This is a genomic window from Hymenobacter sp. BT730, assembly GCF_030542105.1.
GTDB lineage: Bacteria > Bacteroidota > Bacteroidia > Cytophagales > Hymenobacteraceae > Hymenobacter.
The window spans coordinates 1,083,796-1,101,988 of record NZ_JAUOFB010000001.1 but is presented as its reverse complement, the minus strand read 5'-3'; the positions used below and the strand labels follow the sequence as shown (position 1 = coordinate 1,101,988).

25 protein-coding genes and 1 pseudogene are annotated in these 18,193 nt (G+C 52.0%); all 26 read right to left on the bottom strand.

Annotated features, from left to right (window positions below):
- Positions 1 to 40 precede the first annotated feature (40 nt).
- The 26 genes and pseudogenes from Q4G72_RS04785 to rpsC all read right to left on the bottom strand — a co-directional run bounded on the left by Q4G72_RS04785 (position 41) and on the right by rpsC (position 18,192).
- Positions 41 to 4,072, bottom strand: coding sequence for a CARDB domain-containing protein (locus Q4G72_RS04785; RefSeq protein WP_303310264.1), 4,032 nt, complete (start codon positions 4,070 to 4,072; stop codon positions 41 to 43).
- Positions 4,073 to 4,179: 107 nt separating this feature from the next.
- Positions 4,180 to 4,494: an FtsB family cell division protein gene (locus Q4G72_RS04780; RefSeq protein WP_303310263.1), complete on the bottom strand. Its 315-nt coding sequence runs from the start codon at positions 4,492 to 4,494 to the stop codon at positions 4,180 to 4,182.
- A gap of 78 nt (positions 4,495 to 4,572) precedes the next feature.
- On the bottom strand, positions 4,573 to 5,844 hold the full coding sequence (eno, locus tag Q4G72_RS04775) for a phosphopyruvate hydratase (RefSeq protein WP_044515392.1): 1,272 nt from the start codon (positions 5,842 to 5,844) through the stop codon (positions 4,573 to 4,575).
- A 319-nt stretch (positions 5,845 to 6,163) separates the two neighbouring features.
- Positions 6,164 to 6,745 carry a 50S ribosomal protein L17 gene (gene rplQ, locus Q4G72_RS04770; protein ID WP_303310262.1) on the bottom strand — a complete coding sequence of 194 codons (582 nt, stop codon included), beginning with the start codon at positions 6,743 to 6,745 and terminating at the stop codon, positions 6,164 to 6,166.
- A gap of 212 nt (positions 6,746 to 6,957) precedes the next feature.
- The gene (locus Q4G72_RS04765; protein WP_303310261.1) at positions 6,958 to 7,947 is read right to left on the bottom strand and encodes a DNA-directed RNA polymerase subunit alpha; all 990 of its coding nucleotides are present in this window, start codon (positions 7,945 to 7,947) and stop codon (positions 6,958 to 6,960) included.
- A gap of 68 nt (positions 7,948 to 8,015) precedes the next feature.
- A complete protein-coding gene (gene rpsD / locus Q4G72_RS04760; RefSeq protein WP_303310260.1) occupies positions 8,016 to 8,621 on the bottom strand; it encodes a 30S ribosomal protein S4 in 606 nt (201 codons plus the stop codon).
- Positions 8,622 to 8,752: 131 nt separating this feature from the next.
- Positions 8,753 to 9,145, bottom strand: a complete 393-nt coding sequence (gene rpsK, locus Q4G72_RS04755; protein WP_054411020.1) for a 30S ribosomal protein S11 — start codon at positions 9,143 to 9,145, stop codon at positions 8,753 to 8,755.
- A 76-nt stretch (positions 9,146 to 9,221) separates the two neighbouring features.
- Complete coding sequence (gene rpsM, locus Q4G72_RS04750) at positions 9,222 to 9,599, bottom strand: 30S ribosomal protein S13 (RefSeq protein WP_044515408.1); 378 nt, start codon at positions 9,597 to 9,599, stop codon at positions 9,222 to 9,224.
- 28 nt (positions 9,600 to 9,627) lie between these two features.
- Positions 9,628 to 9,744 carry a 50S ribosomal protein L36 gene (gene rpmJ, locus Q4G72_RS04745; RefSeq protein WP_045688470.1) on the bottom strand — a complete coding sequence of 39 codons (117 nt, stop codon included), beginning with the start codon at positions 9,742 to 9,744 and terminating at the stop codon, positions 9,628 to 9,630.
- Positions 9,745 to 9,753: 9 nt separating this feature from the next.
- Positions 9,754 to 9,972, bottom strand: coding sequence for a translation initiation factor IF-1 (gene infA / locus Q4G72_RS04740; RefSeq protein WP_022822146.1), 219 nt, complete (start codon positions 9,970 to 9,972; stop codon positions 9,754 to 9,756).
- 4 nt (positions 9,973 to 9,976) lie between these two features.
- Complete coding sequence (gene map, locus Q4G72_RS04735; protein WP_303310259.1) at positions 9,977 to 10,747, bottom strand: type I methionyl aminopeptidase; 771 nt, start codon at positions 10,745 to 10,747, stop codon at positions 9,977 to 9,979.
- A 7-nt stretch (positions 10,748 to 10,754) separates the two neighbouring features.
- Complete coding sequence (secY, locus tag Q4G72_RS04730; protein WP_303310258.1) at positions 10,755 to 12,071, bottom strand: preprotein translocase subunit SecY; 1,317 nt, start codon at positions 12,069 to 12,071, stop codon at positions 10,755 to 10,757.
- Between the two features lie 12 nt (positions 12,072 to 12,083).
- Positions 12,084 to 12,530, bottom strand: a complete 447-nt coding sequence (gene rplO, locus Q4G72_RS04725; protein WP_044515424.1) for a 50S ribosomal protein L15 — start codon at positions 12,528 to 12,530, stop codon at positions 12,084 to 12,086.
- Positions 12,531 to 12,543: 13 nt separating this feature from the next.
- Positions 12,544 to 12,723, bottom strand: coding sequence for a 50S ribosomal protein L30 (gene rpmD, locus Q4G72_RS04720; RefSeq protein ID WP_121235832.1), 180 nt, complete (start codon positions 12,721 to 12,723; stop codon positions 12,544 to 12,546).
- A gap of 4 nt (positions 12,724 to 12,727) precedes the next feature.
- Positions 12,728 to 13,336 carry a 30S ribosomal protein S5 gene (rpsE, locus tag Q4G72_RS04715; protein ID WP_303310257.1) on the bottom strand — a complete coding sequence of 203 codons (609 nt, stop codon included), beginning with the start codon at positions 13,334 to 13,336 and terminating at the stop codon, positions 12,728 to 12,730.
- A 6-nt stretch (positions 13,337 to 13,342) separates the two neighbouring features.
- Complete coding sequence (rplR, locus tag Q4G72_RS04710; protein WP_044515439.1) at positions 13,343 to 13,693, bottom strand: 50S ribosomal protein L18; 351 nt, start codon at positions 13,691 to 13,693, stop codon at positions 13,343 to 13,345.
- Between the two features lie 9 nt (positions 13,694 to 13,702).
- Positions 13,703 to 14,257: a 50S ribosomal protein L6 gene (gene rplF, locus Q4G72_RS04705; protein WP_303310256.1), complete on the bottom strand. Its 555-nt coding sequence runs from the start codon at positions 14,255 to 14,257 to the stop codon at positions 13,703 to 13,705.
- 20 nt (positions 14,258 to 14,277) lie between these two features.
- Complete coding sequence (gene rpsH, locus Q4G72_RS04700; RefSeq protein WP_044515446.1) at positions 14,278 to 14,676, bottom strand: 30S ribosomal protein S8; 399 nt, start codon at positions 14,674 to 14,676, stop codon at positions 14,278 to 14,280.
- A 193-nt stretch (positions 14,677 to 14,869) separates the two neighbouring features.
- Positions 14,870 to 15,139 (bottom strand): 30S ribosomal protein S14, encoded by a 270-nt coding sequence (gene rpsN, locus Q4G72_RS04695; protein ID WP_044515448.1) that lies wholly within the window; start codon positions 15,137 to 15,139, stop codon positions 14,870 to 14,872.
- Positions 15,132 to 15,692 carry a 50S ribosomal protein L5 gene (gene rplE, locus Q4G72_RS04690; RefSeq protein WP_121235834.1) on the bottom strand — a complete coding sequence of 187 codons (561 nt, stop codon included), beginning with the start codon at positions 15,690 to 15,692 and terminating at the stop codon, positions 15,132 to 15,134. The genes rpsN and rplE overlap by 8 nt, the downstream gene beginning before the upstream one ends.
- Before the next feature lie 24 nt (positions 15,693 to 15,716).
- A pseudogene (rplX, locus tag Q4G72_RS04685) lies at positions 15,717 to 15,971 on the bottom strand (50S ribosomal protein L24); the annotation flags it as partial.
- 3 nt (positions 15,972 to 15,974) lie between these two features.
- On the bottom strand, positions 15,975 to 16,343 hold the full coding sequence (gene rplN, locus Q4G72_RS04680) for a 50S ribosomal protein L14 (RefSeq protein ID WP_022822134.1): 369 nt from the start codon (positions 16,341 to 16,343) through the stop codon (positions 15,975 to 15,977).
- Between the two features lies 1 nt (position 16,344).
- Positions 16,345 to 16,638 carry a 30S ribosomal protein S17 gene (gene rpsQ, locus Q4G72_RS04675; protein WP_303310255.1) on the bottom strand — a complete coding sequence of 98 codons (294 nt, stop codon included), beginning with the start codon at positions 16,636 to 16,638 and terminating at the stop codon, positions 16,345 to 16,347.
- Positions 16,639 to 16,640: 2 nt separating this feature from the next.
- On the bottom strand, positions 16,641 to 16,853 hold the full coding sequence (gene rpmC, locus Q4G72_RS04670; RefSeq protein ID WP_044515457.1) for a 50S ribosomal protein L29: 213 nt from the start codon (positions 16,851 to 16,853) through the stop codon (positions 16,641 to 16,643).
- Between the two features lies 1 nt (position 16,854).
- Positions 16,855 to 17,280: a 50S ribosomal protein L16 gene (gene rplP, locus Q4G72_RS04665; protein WP_303310254.1), complete on the bottom strand. Its 426-nt coding sequence runs from the start codon at positions 17,278 to 17,280 to the stop codon at positions 16,855 to 16,857.
- A gap of 39 nt (positions 17,281 to 17,319) precedes the next feature.
- The gene (gene rpsC / locus Q4G72_RS04660) at positions 17,320 to 18,192 is read right to left on the bottom strand and encodes a 30S ribosomal protein S3 (RefSeq protein WP_303310253.1); all 873 of its coding nucleotides are present in this window, start codon (positions 18,190 to 18,192) and stop codon (positions 17,320 to 17,322) included.
- Between the last annotated feature and the right edge of the window lies 1 nt (position 18,193).

Sequence of the window (18,193 nt, the reverse complement as noted above, 5' to 3'; positions counted from 1 at the left end):
CTACCCAAGTGCCGCCGATGCGGATGGTATTACTCGAAAGTTAATCGACCACCACGCGGCGTACTACGTGCAGCTGCTCACCAGTAATGTGCAGCATATAAACACCCTGCGCTAGCTGATGGGCCTCGAACTCCGCTTTAGCACCGCCGCCGGGGCGACGTACTACTTGCTGCGCTACCTGCTGTCCCAAACTGTTATACAGAGTAAGTGTAGCTGCGCCCTTAGTGGTGCTCACGCCATCCATATGTACGGTAATGGGAGCAGAATGCGTAGGGTTCGGGTATACGTTAATCGTCAGGCCGGCCGTTTGCTCACGCTGAGCGGTGGCTACCGTAACCGTGAGCGGCAGGCTATATAGATTGTTGGTTCGGCTGGTTTCTGATAAAACCGTCTCTGCATCCAGCATCAACAACACATAATAGCTACCGGCTGTGGTGGTAGCCGGCACAGTGGCCGTAATTTGCTGTGCACGCGTCACGCCATTGGTTAAAGAGGCTCCGGTGCCGGTACCCAGTTTCACGTCAGCTGCATCCAGCTTATTATCAGCCGAGAGATACAACGTAAGCGGAACACTGGTTGCGGCGCTCGTACCCAGGTTGGTTATGGTGCCACCGGCCGTAATGCTCTTGCCGGCCACCACGCTACCGGGTGTAACACTGCCAGAAGCGGCCACAAAGGCCAGATCAGGCTTGGTAACTGCGGGGGAGTTAACGGTGAGAGCCACCGCAGCCACGTTGTCGGTTTCGCTGTTTTCTGTTACAGCTGAAGCTGGATCAGCCACAAACAACACATAATAGCTGCCCGCGGTGGTGCCAGTTGGAATGGTGTGCGTAGCGGTGCGCGTAGCCGTACCGGAAGCAGCCAGGGAGGCGCCGGTTACGGTTTGCAGCAGTACGTCACTGGTTTCCCAGGTAGTATTAGTGGACAGGTAATAACCCAGGGTGCTGGATGCTGCCGCGGCGGAGCCATCATTCTTTACTACTACGCTGCTGGTAACGCTGCCGCCACTCACGACCGAGGTGGACTGCAACGTGGCCGAAGAAAGCATCAGGTTCGGCTGAGCATCGCCTATTCTCAGGGTAGTTACCGCTACGTTGTTGTTTTCGTTTGATTCCGGCTCCTGCTTATCGGGGTCGGCAACGCACAAAACGTAGTAAGAACCATAGCTGGTACCGGCGGGAATAGACAATGTACCAGCACGGGTGGCGCTGCTGCCGGCGTTCAAAGTGCCCCCACTAACTGTAGCCAAGGGCACGTCGTTTACGCTGAAGTTCTGGTCTGTAGAAAGGTAGTAACCCAGGTTGCTATAGGTAGCATTGCCCTGGCCAGCATTGGTAATCGTGGCCGATGCCGTAAGCGTAGAGCCCGGCGTGGTGCTGCTGGTTTGCAGCGTGGCGCCCGAAACTGTAAGGTCGGCAGGTAAAATGCAGGTTACTTTGGCCTGGAAGCCGGCAGCGGTGTAATAGCTGCTGCTGAAAGCCAGCGTTAGCGCTCCTTCGGTGTTCGTAGCCTGCACGGTGCTGGGCGAAGTGCTGTAGTAGGAGTAGTTAGCCAGCACCGGGTAAGACGTGTTTGGCCCATCATAAACAGTCAGGTAGGCATAGGAATTAAGCGACAGTTGTGAAAACGCCAGCTGTAGCTTGGCGCCGGCCGTAGCTGGCTTAATTATCAGGGTCCCGTTTGAGCTGGATGCATAACCATCCGTGCCACCATTGTCGTAAATATCTGCACTGCAGGTAGTCAGCGTACTGGTGCCGGAAGCAGGTACTACTACACCGCTAAACGGTGCGGTTACAACAATCTGGCTTACCGCTGTGGTGTTGTTCTGCTCATTGGTCTCATTCACTAGGTTGGTGGCATCTGCCACCAGCAGCACATAATAATTGCCGGGGGTAGTGTTGGCCGGTACCGTAGCACTAGGCTGACGGTACGAGTAGCCAGACGCGGCCAACGCACCTCCGGTGGAGGTTACCAGCAGCACATCGTTACTATCAAAGGTGGAATTGCTGGAAAGGTAGACCTGTGCGTTACTCGTGGAAGCTGAGGTATTGCCCTGGTTGACAATGTAGAAAGAGCTGGTAAAGTTGCTGCCGGCCGCTACCGAGTAGCGCGACAGATCAGCCCCGGAGATGTACAGATCTACGCTGGGCTGCACTACTGATAAAGTGGTGTAGGTGACGTTATTCTGCTCATTCTTTTCCGCAATGCTGTTCTTATTGTCGGCCACCATGAGTACGTAGTAGGTACCCACAGCGGTGCCAGTTGGTACGGCCACATTAGTAGTTACCGTAGTGTAGTTATTGTAGGCGGTTGCGCTGATGCTGCTTAGCGTGGAATTGCCGAGTAGCACGTCATTCCCATCAAATGAGGCGTTGCTTGACAAATAGAAGCCTACGCTGGTAGCCGCCGAGGTAGTATTCCCTTGGTTATACACATAGCCATACAGCTGCACATTACTGCCGGTTACTACTGAATAGGGCGAGGCAGATAGGGAATACGCCAGCAGATCCACATAAGGGTCCTCAATGGTAAGAGCCACAGCAGATACGTTATTCTGCTCATTGGTCTCCACTACCGTATTCTGGTAGTCGGCTGCAAACAAAACGTAGTATGAACCGGCTTTGGTAGCCGCGGGAATCGTGAGTGTGCTACTACGGTCGTTATACTGGGAAGCACCCAGTTGACCGCCGGTTATAGCCGCCAATAATACATCCTGCCCATCCAGCTTGTTATCTGATGACAGATAGAATGCCGCGTTAGAGCTGCTGGCCGCCGTATTGCCCTGGTTATAGATGTAGCTGCTGGCACCTATCTGGCTACCTGCCGTCGTTTTACTTGCACCCAGCTGCGCCTGTAGCATCGTCAGGTCAATACTGGGGGCCTCCACCGTCAGAGCCAGCGCGGAAACGTTATTCTGCTCGTTGGTCTCGGTGAGCTGATTTTGATAGTCAGCCACCACCAGTACATAATAGCTGCCGGGCGCGGTACCAGTTGGAATAGTGGCATAGGGGTAAAACGACGCGTAATCTTTGGCATAAATGGGGCCCACGTTGGAATTCGTCAGCAGCTTGTCACTGCCATCCAACGTAGCATCTTTAGATAGATAAAAACCTACCCCAGCAGAATTTATCACTGCATTGCCCTGATTCGACACATAGCCGCTTATTGAAACGGAATTACCTGCCATCACGGAAGAGGCCGATAGATAAGCAGAGTAAATGCTCAGGTCAATGGAAGGCAGCACCACGTTCAACGACAGGCTGACAACGTTGTTCTGCTCATTGCTCTCAGCCACCGTATTCTGGTTATCGGCCACAAACAGCAGATAGTAAGCACCACTCAAAGTGTTCTGCGGAATGGTCAGGTTTTGGTCGCGGTAGCTTGAGGCATTCACCGCCAGATACCCCCCCGTGGACGTAGCCAACAGCACATCGGACGCATCCAAGGCATTATCCTTCGATAGATAGTAGCCTACATTGCTGGAAGTAGCAGTAGTACCTCCCATGTTATAAATGGAGGAAGTTACATACATCGAGTTGCCTGCCACTACAGAAAGAGGCTGAGCCGATGCCCCCTGAATAGACAGATCAGAAAGCGGCACTGAGGTAACGCAGCTGATATTAGCAGCGAAACCCTGATAGCCATAGCTGTAATAGTTGGAAGTGTATTTTACAGTGAGTGCCCCCGTGCTATTGGTAGCATACACCGTTCCCGTACCAGAGTTACTATTGAACACCGCAATTACCGGCGCCCCCGTAGAGGTACCATCATAAACGGTAATCTCATCGTAGTAATACATCTGGAGGGTTGTGAAATCCAGTTTAATCTTATTACCACTAACCCCAGGGTTAATCGTCAGAGCGCCGTTAGCATTGGAGCTAGGACTGCTGGAAGGCCCCCCGTCATCATAAAGAGTACCCTCGCAGGCAGTAATGGAGCTAGTACCAGATACTGGCATCGAGTAGGTCTGCGCCTGCGCCCCCTGGCTCACTAGCATTCCTGCCACCATTAACCAGCAAAACATAATCCACCAGCCAGTCTGCCGATGGGCACTAGAGTACTTGTGCTTCATAGAAAAAATTTGGGAGGGTAAGCTGGCAATAAGTAAGTAGGTATATATCAGTCTAAGCCGCGGCTACCAGATGGGCCTACCGGTGACTAAAGCAAAAGAACATGGTCTTATTCCTCTTCCTGAGGTACCAGAATAAAAACATCTTCTCCAGGGCGCTTCATAATGTACTTTTCCCGGGCAAATTTCTCCAGTAGCTCGGGGCTGCTTAAAAGCTCAGCCCGATCTTTTTTAACCTTATCAATCTCATTCAGATAATACTCCTTATCCATCTGCAATTCGTGCCACTTCTGATACATTTCATATTGTTTCAGTAGGTCGTTGGCATCAAATACAACCATCCATACCAGAAAGGCCAGGCCCGTCAGGAAATAGAAACTTCGAAGGAAATGCGGGACCCGGTTTAGGATATCTAGCAGACGCATAGCCCCAAAGATACAGAAAGCCGCCCCACTGTTGCAGGGCGGCTTACTATTTTTTCAAGAATTTGGTACAATACCTGACTACATCTTTTTACCGGGGAAGTAGGCGGTTTCGCCCAGTTCCTCTTCAATACGTAGCAGCTGGTTGTACTTAGCCATCCGGTCGGAGCGCGAAGCTGAACCCGTTTTGATCTGGCCGGTATTCAAAGCCACAGCCAGGTCGGCAATGGTATTGTCCTCCGTCTCGCCCGAGCGGTGGCTCATAATGCTCTTGTAGCCATTGCGGCGGCCCAGATTAATGGCATCAATGGTCTCGGTGAGCGTACCAATCTGGTTCACTTTGATGAGGATAGCATTAGCAATCTGCTCATCAATGCCGCGCTGCAGGCGGTTCACGTTGGTCACAAACAGGTCGTCGCCTACCAGTTGCGTAGTGGCGCCAATGCTGTTGGTGAGAGCCTTCCAGCCACTCCAGTCATCCTCGTCCATACCATCTTCAATGCTGATAATGGGGTATTTCTTGGTCCAGTCGGTCCAGTAGCTCACCATTTCCGAAGAGGTCAGCTTGTCGCCGGTGCTCTTCTTGAAGTGGTAGTGCCCATCCGAGTAGAACTCAGAAGCGGCAGCGTCCATGGCAATCATCACGTCGTCGCCGGGCTTGTAGCCAGCCGTTTCAATGGCTTGCAGTACAATCTTAATTGCGTCTTCGTTGGATTTAATATTGGGCGCAAAGCCGCCTTCATCACCCACGTTGGTGCTGAAGCCCTGCTTTTTCAGCACGTTCTTCAGGTGGTGGAAAATTTCGGTACCCCAGCGCAGCGCTTCGGAGAAAGACGAAGCACCTACGGGCATAATCATGAACTCCTGAAAGTCGATGCTGTTATCGGCATGCGAGCCGCCGTTCAGGATGTTCATCATCGGTACGGGCAGCGTGTTAGCATTTACGCCCCCCACGTAGCGGTACAGTGGCATGCCGGCATCCTGGGCAGCAGCGCGGGCTACGGCCAAAGACACCCCCAAAATGGCATTAGCACCTAGGTTACCCTTGTTAGGAGTGCCATCCAGCTCCAGCATAATCTTGTCCAGCAGGCCTTGCTCGTATATTGAGAAGCCTACCAGCTCCTCCGCAATTTTGCTGTTCACGTTGTCCACCGCCTGCAGCACCCCTTTGCCCATGTACTTCGACTTATCGTCGTCGCGCAACTCCACGGCTTCGTGCTTGCCCGTGCTGGCACCCGATGGTACAGCGGCCCGTCCCACCGTGCCGGTTTCGGTAGTTACATCTACTTCTACAGTCGGGTTGCCGCGCGAATCAAAGATCTGGCGGGCGTGGATGGCGGTGATAATGCTCATGAGAAAGGGTTTGTTGATGATAATTGCTGAGAACCCAAAGCCACAAGCCCAATTTGTCAGGCGCAGCTTTGCAGCAGCAAGGTACTCAATTGAAGTTTTTAGCCCAGCAGTTTCCCCAGCAGATGCAAAGTCAGCATTAGAAAAAGCAAACAGAAAATCAGTAGCCCCTACCCCATTCCCCTTCCTGCCCTTATGGTGCTACTAAAAGGAGCTTATCCTGAGTAAAAGTTAAGCCGATGAATGAAGGCTAATGATTACATCAATAAAAAAGGGACGTACCTCGCGGCACGTCCCTTTTCTGTATAAGCTTATGCTTGAATTACGAAGCAGCTTCTTCCGTGGTAGCAGGAGCTTCACCTTCAGCCTTAGGAGCTTCTTCGGTTGCCGCCTCTTCCGTGGTAGCTTTCTTAGCAGCCGGTTTCTTCTCCGCTACTACTTCAGCCGAAGACTCACCTTCGCCAGCGGTAGCTTTCTTCTTGCTGCGCGAACGACGGGTAGTCGTTTTTGCTTCGCCAGCTGATTTAGCTTCCAGCAGAACTTCGTTGTAGTCAACCAGCTCAATGATGCACATTTCGGCGTTGTCACCCAGACGCGTGTCGCTTAGCTTGATGATACGGGTGTATCCACCAGGGCGAGTGCCAATTTTAGCCGCTACCTCACCGAACAGCTCTTTCAGCGTCTCTTTGCTTTGCAGTACCGAGAACACCAGACGACGCGAGTGCGTGGTATCGTTCTTCGCTTTGGTCAGCAGGGGCTCCACAAACTTGCGCAGGGCTTTGGCCTTGGCTACCGTAGTGGTAACACGCTTGTACATGATCAGTGACGAAGCCATGTTCGAAAGCATGGCATTGCGGTGCGAGGCCGTGCGGCCGAGGTGGTTAATGGTTTTACCGTGACGCATAAAAAAAGGAAAGTGTAAGCTTGCGAACAACGACCACGGCGGAAAGCAGCCAGGCTGCCGTCACATTAGAACCGTTGTCCCTTAGGGCCTACTTAGTGAATTGTATGAATGGGGTGCAAAGGTAGTAAATACCTAGGCAAAAAAAATGTGCTGAAGTGAAAATGTACCGGTAGTACATTCCTCACATTCAGCACATTTTCAAATTACTAAGACTATTCTTCGTCGAGCTTGTACTTGCCCAGATCCATCCCGAAGGTTAGACCTTTTTCCTCAACGAGGTTTTCCAGCTCTGTCAGCGACTTCTTACCGAAGTTGCGGAACTTCATCATGTCGGCCATGTCTAGCTGCACCAGGTCACCGAGGGTTTTGATGTCGGCAGCCTTCAGGCAGTTATAAGCACGAACAGACAGATCCATATCAGCCAGCGGGGTCTTCAGAACCTTGCGCATGTGCAGGGTTTCCTCATCCACTGTCTCCTCTTCTTCAGCCTTAGCCGTTTCGAAGGTCATGGTGCTGTCCGAGAACAGCATGAAGTGTTGAATCAGAATGTTGGCAGCACCCTTTAGCGCATCTTCGGGGTGGATAGAACCATCCGTCTGAATTTCGATGAGGAGTTTCTCGTAGTCGGTCTTCTGCTCTACGCGGGTGTTCTCAATGCTATACTTCACGTTCTTGATAGGCGTGAAGATGGCATCAATGGCAATCTGTCCAAAAACCTGGTCAGCGGGCTTGTTTTCCTCCGCGGGAACATAACCACGACCTTTCTGAACTGTGAACTCAAACTCCAGCTCTTTGCTGGGGTCTACGTTGCAGATTACCAACTCCGGGTTCAGAACCTGGAAGCCCGTAGAGAAGTTGTTGATTTCGCCGGCCGTGAAAACTTCATTGCCTTTGATGCGAACCGTGATTTTGTCCTCGATGGCATCACTCACCTTCTTGAAGCGCACTTGCTTCAGGTTGAGAATGATTTCGGACATATCCTCAATCACGCCCTCGATGGTCATGAACTCGTGCAGTACGCTGGATGTGCGAACCGACGTGATGGCATAGCCCTCCAGCGACGACAGCAGGATGCGGCGCAGAGCGTTGCCGATCGTGACGCCGTAGCCTTTCTCCAGCGGTTTGAATTCAAACGTTCCGTAGAAGTCGTCGGACTTTTCCATCACGACTTTCTCCGGCATTTGAAAAGCTAAGATTGACATAAATGGGGCTTTAAAATTACAACAAGGAATAAATCGAAGAAAGGGCCCGGCGGTAGCCGGGTCCCAGATTACTTCGAGTAAAGCTCGACGATGAGCTGCTCCGTGATTTTCTCCGGAATCAGTTCGCGCGAGGGGGCATTCAGGAATTTGCCCACCATTTCCTTGCCGTCCCACTCCAGCCAAGAGAACTGACGAGCATTACGCACGCTCAGGCTGGTTGTGATGGCTTCCAACGACTTCGATTTCTCACGCACACCCACCACGTCGCCCGCACGGAGCTTATAGGAAGCGATGTTCACTACTTCACCATTTACGGTGATATGCTTGTGCAACACGAGCTGACGAGCAGCACGACGCGTTGGGGCTACACCCAAACGGTAAACCGTGTTGTCGAGACGCGACTCCAGCAAAGCCAACAGGTTGTTACCTGTGATGCCGGGCAGAGCAGCTGCCTTGTGGAAAAGGTTTTCAAATTGCTTTTCCAGTACACCGTACATGTACTTTACTTTCTGCTTCTCCATCAGCTGGATAGCATATTCGGACTGCTTCTTACGGCGGCCACGACCATGCTGGCCGGGAGGATAGTTCTTTTTGTTGAGCGCCTTGCTTGGGCCGAAGATCGGCTCTGCGAAGCGACGAGCAATCTTGGTTTTAGGACCGGTATAACGTGCCATTTCGGGGATGTTGAGTTTTGAAGGGGTTGAACCGCGCGTGTCGGGCTCCTCAGACGCGCCTTGCAGGGGTGAAAGGCAGCATCGGAAACCCGACACAGGGGGCAAGCCGCAAGGCTTACCAGTTCAATATATCAGACGCGACGACGCTTAGGCGGACGGCAGCCGTTGTGGGGCAGCGGCGTTACGTCGCGGATGGTAGTTACCTCAATGCCCACGTTCTGGATGGTACGGATGGCCGACTCACGGCCGGACCCTGGACCTTTTACGAACACTTCAGCCTTGCGCATGCCCAAGTCATGAGCAACTTTGCCGGCATCCGTAGCTGCCATCTGAGCAGCGTAAGGAGTGTTCTTCTTCGAACCGCGGAAGCCCATCTTACCAGCAGAAGCCCAGGAAATAACCTGACCGTTCATGTTGGTGATGGAAATGATGATGTTGTTGAAGGAGGCTTTGATGTGAACCTGACCTACCTGCTCAACCTGGACAATGCGCTTTTTGGCTTTGTCTTTTCTTTTTTGTGCCATTTGGTTATCGCAAAAAAACGCGGAAGGTGTTGACTCCGGTACCGTCCGCCGGCCCGGAGTCGATTTCCGCTATACCTTATTTAGTAGCCTTTTTCTTGCCAGCAACAGTCTTGCGCTTGCCCTTACGGGTACGCGAGTTGTTCTTGGTGCGCTGTCCGCGAACGGGCAAGCCTTTGCGGTGACGTAGACCACGGTAGCAACCGATGTCCATTAGACGCTTGATGTTCAGCTGCACTTCTGAGCGCAGAACACCTTCTGTCTTGAACTCGGCAGCAATGATGCTACGGATTTCACCGGCTTCAGCTTCCGTCCAGTCTTTTACCTTCTTGCTTAGGTCGATACCGGCCTTCGTAAGAATTTGCTGAGCGGAGGCACGACCAATGCCGAAAATGTAGGTCAGCGCGATTTCGCCGCGCTTGTTGTCTGGGATGTCTACCCCTGCAATACGAGCCATGTGCTTTTCTTAAAAAAGTCTGGTGCTGTTAACCCTGACGCTGTTTGTAGCGGGGGTTCTTTTTGTTGATAACGTAGAGTTTGCCTTTCCGGCGGATGATTTTGCAATCAACGCTACGCTTCTTGACGGACGCTTTAACTTTCATGTCGTCGGGTTATTTGTAACGGTACACAATTCGGCCCTTCGACAGATCGTAGGGCGACATTTCCAGCTTCACCTTATCTCCTGGCAGGATTTTGATGTAGTGCATCCGCATCTTGCCCGAAATGTGGGCAATCAGTTGGTGGCCGTTTTCCAGTTCCACGCGGAACATGGCGTTGGAAAGGGCTTCCAGAATTACTCCGTCCTGCTCAATGGAGGTTTGTTTGGCCATAAGGCTACTGTAAGGCTTTTTCTATGTATTCAAAGGATGTCAGAATTTCTGCTTTATCCTTTCTTACTACAATGGTATGTTCAAAATGCGCCGAGGGCTTCTGGTCTTTGGTCCGGATAGTCCAACCATCCTTTTCCTGAACCACCTGCTTAGTGCCGAGATTAACCATGGGTTCAATGGCAATTACAAGCCCCGTTTGCAGCTTCAACCCTGAACCACGTTTACCGTAGTTAGGTACTTCAGGCCGCTCATGGAGCTTCTTGCCAATGCCGTGTCCGACCAGTTCGCGTACCACTCCATAACCTTGTTTTTCAACATGGTTCTGAATGGCGTAGCTTACGTCGCCCATCCGGTTGCCCGCCACTGCCTGCTCAATACCGAGATACAGCGACTTTTTGGTTTCATCCAGCAACGTCAGCACCTCCGGTGCCACCTCCCCGACTGGGTAGGTGTATGCGCTATCGGAATGATAGCCGTTTAATAGCACTCCGCAGTCAACCGAAATAACATCCCCGCTTTTCAGCGTGTAGTCTCCCGGAAAACCATGCACCACCACAGAGTTGGGTGAGATGCAGAGGCTATAAGGAAAATCATTATAACCTTTGAAAGAAGGCTGCCCACCATGGTCACGGATGAATTCTTCTGCGCGGGCATCTAGCTCGCGGGTAGTAATCCCTTCCTTAATCATGCCCGCAACTTCTCCGTGGGCCTGAGCCAACACTTTCGCGCTGGCCCGGATAAGCTCAATTTCTTCCTCGGTCTTATAAAAGATCATGGCCGAATTAGGAAGCCATGGCAATGTCCTGCGTACGGCCGCGAACTTTGCCCGATTTCATCATGCCATCATAGTGACGCATCAGCAAGTAGCTTTCTACCTGATTCAACGTATCTAATACCACCCCTACCATAATGATGAGGGAAGTACCACCATAGAAAGCCGAGAACGGACGCGTTACACCAAGTAGCAGAGCAAATGCCGGGAAAATGGCAATCAGCGCAAGAGCCAATGCACCGGGCAAGGTGATACGTGTCAGAATCTCATCAATGTGCTCGGAGGTATCATTACCTGGCTTAACACCAGGAACAAAACCACCACTACGCTTCAGATCATCAGCAATCTGATTTGGGTTAACACTGATAGCCGTATAGAAATACGTGAACAACAGAATCAATACACCAAATACCAGATTGTACTGCCATGAAGTATAGTCAGAGAACTTCACGCCGATATAGCTCGCCATATCACTATCATTCTGCCATACCGAGGCCACAATAGCTGGTACAAACATCAATGACTGAGCGAAGATGATGGGCATAACACCAGCAGCATTCACCTTCATGGGAATAAACTGACGCTGCGCATTCAACTGGGTAGTACCACCAATCTGCTTGGCATACTGTACCGGAATGCGGCGAACAGCTTGCGTGAGCACAATCACCAGCATTACTACAAAGAACAGAACAACCAGCTCTAAGAGGAAAATCAAGGCGCCGTTGATGCCTTTGGCAGCAGCTTCACCAATGATGGCTCCTGGGAAGCGCGATACAATCCCGATCATAATGATCATGGAAATACCGTTGCCTATTCCTTTGTCCGTGATTTTCTCACCCAGCCACATGCAGAAGAGCGTGCCTGCAGTGATGATAATCATCGTAGATACCGTAAACAGTACCCCGGGATTCATAATTGCATCAGCGTTGATGGTAGCAATGAAGCCAACCGATTGGGCCAATACAATGGGAATAGTAAGGATACGCGTATACTGGTTGATTTTCTTACGTCCCGATTCTCCCTCTTTCTGGAGCTTCTGGAAGTAAGGCACGGCAATTGTGAGCAGCTGCAACACGATGGAAGCCGAGATATATGGCATGATGCCCAAGGCGAAGATCGAGGCGTGGCTGAAAGCACCGCCGAGCAACGTATCCAGAATACCGAACAGTCCTTGTGCGCCTTGCTTCAACCGGTTCGGATCCACACCGGGCAGCACCACGTAAGAACCCAGCCGGTAAATGGCAATGAAAAAAAGCGTATTGAGAATCCGCGTACGCAGATCCTCAATAGCAAAAATGTTCTTAATCGTGGTGATGAACTTGTTCATTGCCAACTAGACTTACAGAGTCACGGCTTTACCACCTGCTTTCTCAATGGCTTCAATAGCCGACTTCGAGAAGGCGTGGGCATGTACTTCCAGTGCCTTGGTGATTTCACCGCGGCCCAAGATTTTCACTTTGGCGTTTTTTGACACCAGACCTGCATTCACAAAGAATGCATTGTCCAAGGTGGTAGTAGCGCCGTTTTCGGTCAGAGTAGCCAATACATCAAGGTTGATGCCTTTGTACTCAACACGGTTGATGTTCTTGAAGCCGAACTTTGGGATGCGACGCTGTAAAGGCATCTGACCACCTTCGAAACCGGACTTTTTAGAGTAGCCCGAACGGGATTTGGCACCTTTATGACCGCGCGTTGAAGTGCCGCCACGGCCGGAACCCGTACCACGACCTACACGCTTTTCATTGCGGGTAGCGCCTGCGGCGGGTTGGAGATTGCTGAGATTCATGGTCGGGATATTCCTAGAGTTCGGTTACTTCTAACAGGTGTTTCACGGTGTTTACCATGCCTGCAACCTGGGGAGTGTTTTCCACTTCTTTGGTGCTGCCGATTTTACCGAGGCCGAGGGCCTTCACCGTGCGCTTCTGCCGCTCGGGGCGGTCAATAACGCTTTTCACGAGTTTGATATGGATCTGCGCCATCTGCTTAGCCGTTAAAAACTTTAGAGAGGCTGATACCACGCGCCTGAGCAATTTGCATTGGGTCACGCATTTTCAGCAGGGCGTCGAAAGTAGCTTTCACTACGTTGTGAGGGTTAGACGAGCCTTTCGACTTAGCCAGTACGTCTTTGATACCAGCGCTTTCGAAAACGGCGCGCATTGCACCGCCAGCAATTACGCCCGTACCAGCAGCGGCCGGCTGAACCAGCACATAACCACCGGAGTACTTACCTTCCATCACGTGAGGAACCGTGTGCTTGTACAGGGGCACTTTCACCAGGTTCTTCTTCGCGTCGTCAATGCCTTTGGCAATGGCGTCAGTTACTTCGTTGGCTTTGCCAAGGCCGAAACCTACGGTGCCGTTACCGTCACCTACTACCACAATGGCCGAGAAGCTAAAGCGACGACCACCTTTTACTACTTTGGCTACGCGGTTGATAGCAACCACTTTTTCTTTCAGGTCGGAATCGCCAGTGCGCGACTGCTCCGCGTTACGGTCGTTGCCGCGACGGTCATTGCCACCACCACGACGGTCATTGCCACCGCCACGGTTATCGCCGCTACCACCACGAGGGCCGTTGTTAAATTCTGCCATGATGATTTAGAAATTGAGGCCGCCTTCGCGGGCTCCTTCTGCCAATGATTTTACGCGGCCGTGGTAGAGATAACCGGAACGGTCAAATACCACTTTCGAAATTCCTTTTCCTGTAGCACGGGCAGCAAGTTCTTTGCCGACTGCGGCAGCGAGGGCGACTCCGTTGCCCCCTTCCACCGAAACGTGCTTCGAGGAAGCAGACGCCAGCGTGTTACCGGTAGTATCGTCAATAATCTGGGCATAAATACCCGTATTGCTGCGAAACACCGACAGACGCGGGCGCTCGGACGTGCCAGCCACCTTAGTGCGGATGATGCGCTGGATCCGTTTTCTTCTAGTTGCTTTATCGAAAGCCATGGTGTGATATTATTTCGAAGCCGTTTTACCAGCCTTACGACGAATTTGCTCACCAACGAAGCGCACGCCTTTGCCTTTGTAGGGCTCAACTTTGCGCAACGAGCGAATCTTTGCGGCTACTTGGCCCAGCAGTTGCTTATCAATGCTGGTCAGAGTAACGATAGGGTTTTTACCTTTCTCGGTTACAGCCGTTGCAGTAACTTCTTTCGGCAGGGCCAAGAAGATGTTATGCGAATAACCCAGTGACAGCTCCAGAGTAGTACCAGCCATGGAGGCTTTGTAACCTACACCTACCAATTCCAGCTTCACTTCGAGGCCTTGACCAACACCACTTACGGCATTGTTCAGCAGGGAACGGTACAGACCGTGCATTGCCTTATGGCGCTTCTGTTCAGTTGGGCGGGTCACTACCAGCTGGCCGTCTTCGGTAGCTACGGTAATGTCGCGGTCCACCGGAACGATCAGGGTACCTTTTGGGCCCTTCACGGTTACCGTGTTTTCGTTGCTCACTTCAATCTGCACGTTGTCGGGCAGGCTGATGGGCAGTTTACCAATGCGTGACATAGTCTCGTTTTCCTTTCAGATTAGTAGACGTAGCACAGCACTTCGCCGCCCACGTTCTCGGCTTTCGCCTCTTTTTCCGTCATCACACCTTTCGAGGTTGACAGAATCGCAATACCCAGGCCGCTGAGTACACGCGGCAGGTTTTCTACGTGAGCGTACTTACGCAGACCAGGTGAGCTTACCCGCTCCAGCTTGGTAATAGCTGGTTGCTTGGTGGCGGGGTTATACTTCAGCGCAATTTTGATTGTGCCTTGTACAGCTGCATCATCAAAACGGTAGCTCTGAATGTACCCCTTATGGTAGAGTACCTTCGTGATTTCCTTTTTGATCTTGCTGGCCGGAATCTCCACTACCCGGTGGTTTGCCTTAATGGCATTGCGAACCCGGGTCAGGTAGTCGGCAATTGGATCTGTATTCATTGGGATGTCGAAATGAAGCGCCCTTTTTTAGGGAGCCGCAAAGATATGAAAATTTCGTTGCCACGGAAAGCGGCAACGAAATTTTCGGTTAAGACTTCTTGACTCGGCTTTCGGGGCTCGGTCAATGGTTTCTCTCGGCAACCTGCCAAGTTTGAGGATGCTGTATAGAAGCTACACAGCATCCTCAGATAATTTACCAGCTGGACTTCGTTACGCCGGGGATTTTACCCGCCAAAGCCATTTCGCGGAAACGCACGCGGCTAATGCCAAATTTGCGCATATAACCACGGGGACGACCGTCAATTTTGTCACGGTTGTGCAAACGCACAGGCGACGCATTGCGCGGCAGTTTGTCCAGGCCTTCGAAGTCACCAGCGGCTTTCAGAGCCTTGCGCTTCTCGGCATAACGGGCTACGGTAGCAATGCGCTTCCGTTCCCGTGCTTTCATCGATTCCTTAGCCATTGTTTTGTTTCTTGGCGTTAGCGAACGGCATTCCGAAAGCTTTCAGCAGCTCGTAGCTCTGCTCATCGTTTTCGGCCGTCGTTACGAAGGTAATATCCATACCCGAAATCGACTTGATCTTATCGATCGAAATTTCTGGGAAGATGATTTGCTCTTTGATGCCCAGGGTATAGTTACCGCGGCCATCGAAGCCTTTATCGTTGATGCCTTTGAAGTCACGCACGCGGGGCAGGGCCACCGTGAGCAGACGGTCCATGAACTCATACATCTGCTCGCCACGTAGGGTAACACGGGCGCCGATTGGCATGCCTTCACGGAGTTTGAAGTTCGACACCGAACGCTTAGCAATGGTAGGAACAGCTTTCTGACCAGCAATGGTCGTCAGCTCATCCACGCCATTATCCACCAGTTTCTTATCGGCTACTGCCGCGCCAATGCCGCGGTTGATGCAGATTTTGGTGATGCGTGGTACCTGCATGATGCTCTTGAACTGGAATTGTTCTTGGAGCGCAGGCACTACTTCTTTGAGGTATATTTCTTTGAGTCGAGCCATTGTCGTCGTACCGGATTAGGCGTTTTTCGAGTCAATTGCTTTCACGTTGCTCACGTGAATGCCAGCTTCGATCTTGGTGATGCCGCCCTGGGGGTTCTTCGCACTGGGTTTGTTGTGCTTAGTAACCAGGTTCAGGCCTTCCACGATAACGCGCTGCGTCGAGCGGTTTACCGACTTGATAACGCCGGTTTTGCCTTTCTCGTCGCCGGCAATCACCTGTACGGTGTCACCGGTTTTCACGTGCAGTTTCGCGGGTGCTGCTTTCGTTTTCGTTGCCATTGCTTAGAGAACTTCAGGAGCCAGCGAAACGATCTTCATGAACTGCTTTTCACGCAGTTCGCGGGCTACTGGGCCGAAGATGCGAGTACCACGGGGCTCGTCGTTGTTGTTGAGCAGAACAGCAGCGTTGTCGTCGAAACGGATATAAGAACCATCCTTACGACGGATTTCCTTTTTCGTACGAACTACTACTGCCTTGGAGACAGTGCCTTTTTTGGCATTGCCGGATGGTATAGCCGATTTAATGGCTACTACTATCTTGTCGCCTACGCTAGCGTACTTCTTACCCGTGCCACCGAGGACACGGATGCAGAGCACTTCTTTGGCGCCGCTGTTATCAGCGACGGTCAGACGGGATTCTTGCTGGATCATCTTACTTAGCGCGCTCTAGAATTTCTACCAGTCTCCACCGCTTGCTCTTGCTCAACGGACGGGTCGACATAATGCGAACCGTATCGCCTTCGCCGCATTCGTTGTTCTCGTCGTGGGCCATGAATTTGGTCGACTTGGTAACGAACTTGCCGTAGATGGGGTGTTTCATTTTGCTTTCCACAACTACCGTGATGGACTTATCCATCTTGGAGGAGGAAACGCGCCCGATGATTTCTTTGCGCAGGTTGCGCTCGGGTGCGCCGGTTGTTGCCTGTTGTGCTTCGTTGCTTGCCATCGTTATTTAGCAGTTTGGGTTGCCTGCTCGTTCTCGCGACGGTTGAGCTCGGTTTGCAGACGGGCTACATTCTTGCGGCTATGCTTCAGGCGAACCGGATTTTCCAGGGGCGAAATAGCGTGCGCAAAGCGCAGCGTCTGGCCATTGGTTTGTTCGGTCTTGATTTGCGCTTTCAGGTCTTCCAGTGAAAGGGCGCGGATATCGGCGTTCTTCATCTTAGTTGCTTTCTTCGTAGTCGCGACGAACAACAAATTGAGTCTTAACCGGCAGCTTTTGCGCGGCGAGACGCAGTGACTCCTGCGCTACTTCCAGCGAAACACCATCCGACTCGAACATAATGGTGCCAGGCTTTACTACGGCTACCCAATACTCGGGCGAGCCTTTGCCTTTACCCATACGCACCTCAGCGGGCTTCTTGGTAATTGGCTTGTCTGGGAAAATGCGGATCCACACTTGACCTTCGCGTTTCATGGCACGAGTCATGGCGATACGGGCAGCCTCAATCTGGCGAGCCGTAATCCATGCCTGTTCCAGGGATTTAATAGCGAAGGAACCGAAGTCTATGGAGCTGCCGCGGTAGGCTAGGCCATGCACGCGACCCTTTTGCATCTTGCGATACTTGGTCCTTTTCGGCTGTAACATGATTTATCTTGAATTGAAATTCGAAAGAAGGGAAAAGGACTAGCGACGCGGAGCGCCACCACCACGGTTCTGGCCGCCTTGGCCACCAGGACCACCGGCACCTGGACCGCCACGGCGCTGTCCACCACCGCCCTGACCACCACGGTTGTCACCGCCACGGTCATTACGGTCGCGACGCGGGCCACGGTCACCACCACGGTCACCACGCTCACCACGTGGGCCACGGTCGTTACGACCGTCGCCACCAGCTGGGCTGGTAGGCTGCTGGTTTGGCGAGAGGTCGGGCTTGCCGAACACTTCACCACGCATGATCCACACTTTGATGCCGATTTTACCATATACCGTCTGAGCTTCAGACAGTGCATAGTCGATATCAGCACGCAAGGTGTGCAGTGGAGTACGTCCTTCTTTGTATTGCTCGGAGCGGGCAATTTCAGCACCACCCAAACGGCCACCGCACTGAATCTTGATGCCTTCAGCACCAACGCGCATAGCTGCCTGGATAGACATCTTCATGGCACGACGGAACGAGATACGAGCCTGCAGCTGCTGAGCAATGCTCTCACCTACCAGCTTGGCGTCAAGTTCCGGACGCTTAATTTCGAAGATGTTGATCTGAACGTCTTTGCCGGTAATCTGCTTCAGTTCGTCCTTGATCTTATCAACCTCTGCTCCGCCTTTACCAATTACCACACCCGGACGAGCCGTGTTGATGGTGATGGTAACACGCTTCAGAGTACGCTCAATCACGATGCGGCTAATGCCACCTTTCGGGATACGAGCCATGATGTATTTGCGGATTTTTTCGTCCTCAACCAGCTTGTCGGCAAAGTCCTTACCGCCGTACCAGTTCGAGTCCCACCCTTTAATGACACCCAAACGGAAGCCAACCGGATTTACTTTCTGTCCCATA

Excerpts from the sequence above, each read along its gene's own strand:
- rplQ (WP_303310262.1), bottom strand. The coding sequence starts at position 6,745 with ATGCGTCACGGTAAAACCATTAACCACCTCGGCCGCACGGCCTCGCAC.
- rpsD (WP_303310260.1), bottom strand. The coding sequence starts at position 8,621 with ATGGCACGTTATACCGGTCCTAAAACCAAGATTGCTCGTCGCTTCGCA.
- rplN (WP_022822134.1), bottom strand. The coding sequence starts at position 16,343 with ATGATCCAGCAAGAATCCCGTCTGACCGTCGCTGATAACAGCGGCGCC.
- secY (WP_303310258.1), bottom strand. The coding sequence starts at position 12,071 with ATGAACAAGTTCATCACCACGATTAAGAACATTTTTGCTATTGAGGAT.
- Q4G72_RS04785 (WP_303310264.1), bottom strand. The coding sequence starts at position 4,072 with ATGAAGCACAAGTACTCTAGTGCCCATCGGCAGACTGGCTGGTGGATT.
- rplF (WP_303310256.1), bottom strand. The coding sequence starts at position 14,257 with ATGTCACGCATTGGTAAACTGCCCATCAGCCTGCCCGACAACGTGCAG.
- rpsK (WP_054411020.1), bottom strand. The coding sequence starts at position 9,145 with ATGGCACAAAAAAGAAAAGACAAAGCCAAAAAGCGCATTGTCCAGGTT.
- rpsQ (WP_303310255.1), bottom strand. The coding sequence starts at position 16,638 with ATGGCAAGCAACGAAGCACAACAGGCAACAACCGGCGCACCCGAGCGC.
- rpsM (WP_044515408.1), bottom strand. The coding sequence starts at position 9,599 with ATGGCTCGTATTGCAGGGGTAGACATCCCAGACAACAAGCGCGGCGAA.
- rpsE (WP_303310257.1), bottom strand. The coding sequence starts at position 13,336 with ATGGCAGAATTTAACAACGGCCCTCGTGGTGGTAGCGGCGATAACCGT.
- Q4G72_RS04765 (WP_303310261.1), bottom strand. The coding sequence starts at position 7,947 with ATGTCAATCTTAGCTTTTCAAATGCCGGAGAAAGTCGTGATGGAAAAG.
- rplE (WP_121235834.1), bottom strand. The coding sequence starts at position 15,692 with ATGGCTCGACTCAAAGAAATATACCTCAAAGAAGTAGTGCCTGCGCTC.
- rplP (WP_303310254.1), bottom strand. The coding sequence starts at position 17,280 with ATGTTACAGCCGAAAAGGACCAAGTATCGCAAGATGCAAAAGGGTCGC.
- rpmC (WP_044515457.1), bottom strand. The coding sequence starts at position 16,853 with ATGAAGAACGCCGATATCCGCGCCCTTTCACTGGAAGACCTGAAAGCG.
- infA (WP_022822146.1), bottom strand. The coding sequence starts at position 9,972 with ATGGCCAAACAAACCTCCATTGAGCAGGACGGAGTAATTCTGGAAGCC.
- rpsN (WP_044515448.1), bottom strand. The coding sequence starts at position 15,139 with ATGGCTAAGGAATCGATGAAAGCACGGGAACGGAAGCGCATTGCTACC.
- Q4G72_RS04780 (WP_303310263.1), bottom strand. The coding sequence starts at position 4,494 with ATGCGTCTGCTAGATATCCTAAACCGGGTCCCGCATTTCCTTCGAAGT.
- rpsC (WP_303310253.1), bottom strand. The coding sequence starts at position 18,192 with ATGGGACAGAAAGTAAATCCGGTTGGCTTCCGTTTGGGTGTCATTAAA.
- rpmJ (WP_045688470.1), bottom strand. The coding sequence starts at position 9,744 with ATGAAAGTTAAAGCGTCCGTCAAGAAGCGTAGCGTTGATTGCAAAATC.
- eno (WP_044515392.1), bottom strand. The coding sequence starts at position 5,844 with ATGAGCATTATCACCGCCATCCACGCCCGCCAGATCTTTGATTCGCGC.
- rplR (WP_044515439.1), bottom strand. The coding sequence starts at position 13,693 with ATGGCTTTCGATAAAGCAACTAGAAGAAAACGGATCCAGCGCATCATC.
- map (WP_303310259.1), bottom strand. The coding sequence starts at position 10,747 with ATGATCTTTTATAAGACCGAGGAAGAAATTGAGCTTATCCGGGCCAGC.
- rpmD (WP_121235832.1), bottom strand. The coding sequence starts at position 12,723 with ATGGCGCAGATCCATATCAAACTCGTGAAAAGCGTTATTGACCGCCCC.
- rpsH (WP_044515446.1), bottom strand. The coding sequence starts at position 14,676 with ATGAATACAGATCCAATTGCCGACTACCTGACCCGGGTTCGCAATGCC.
- rplO (WP_044515424.1), bottom strand. The coding sequence starts at position 12,530 with ATGAATCTCAGCAATCTCCAACCCGCCGCAGGCGCTACCCGCAATGAA.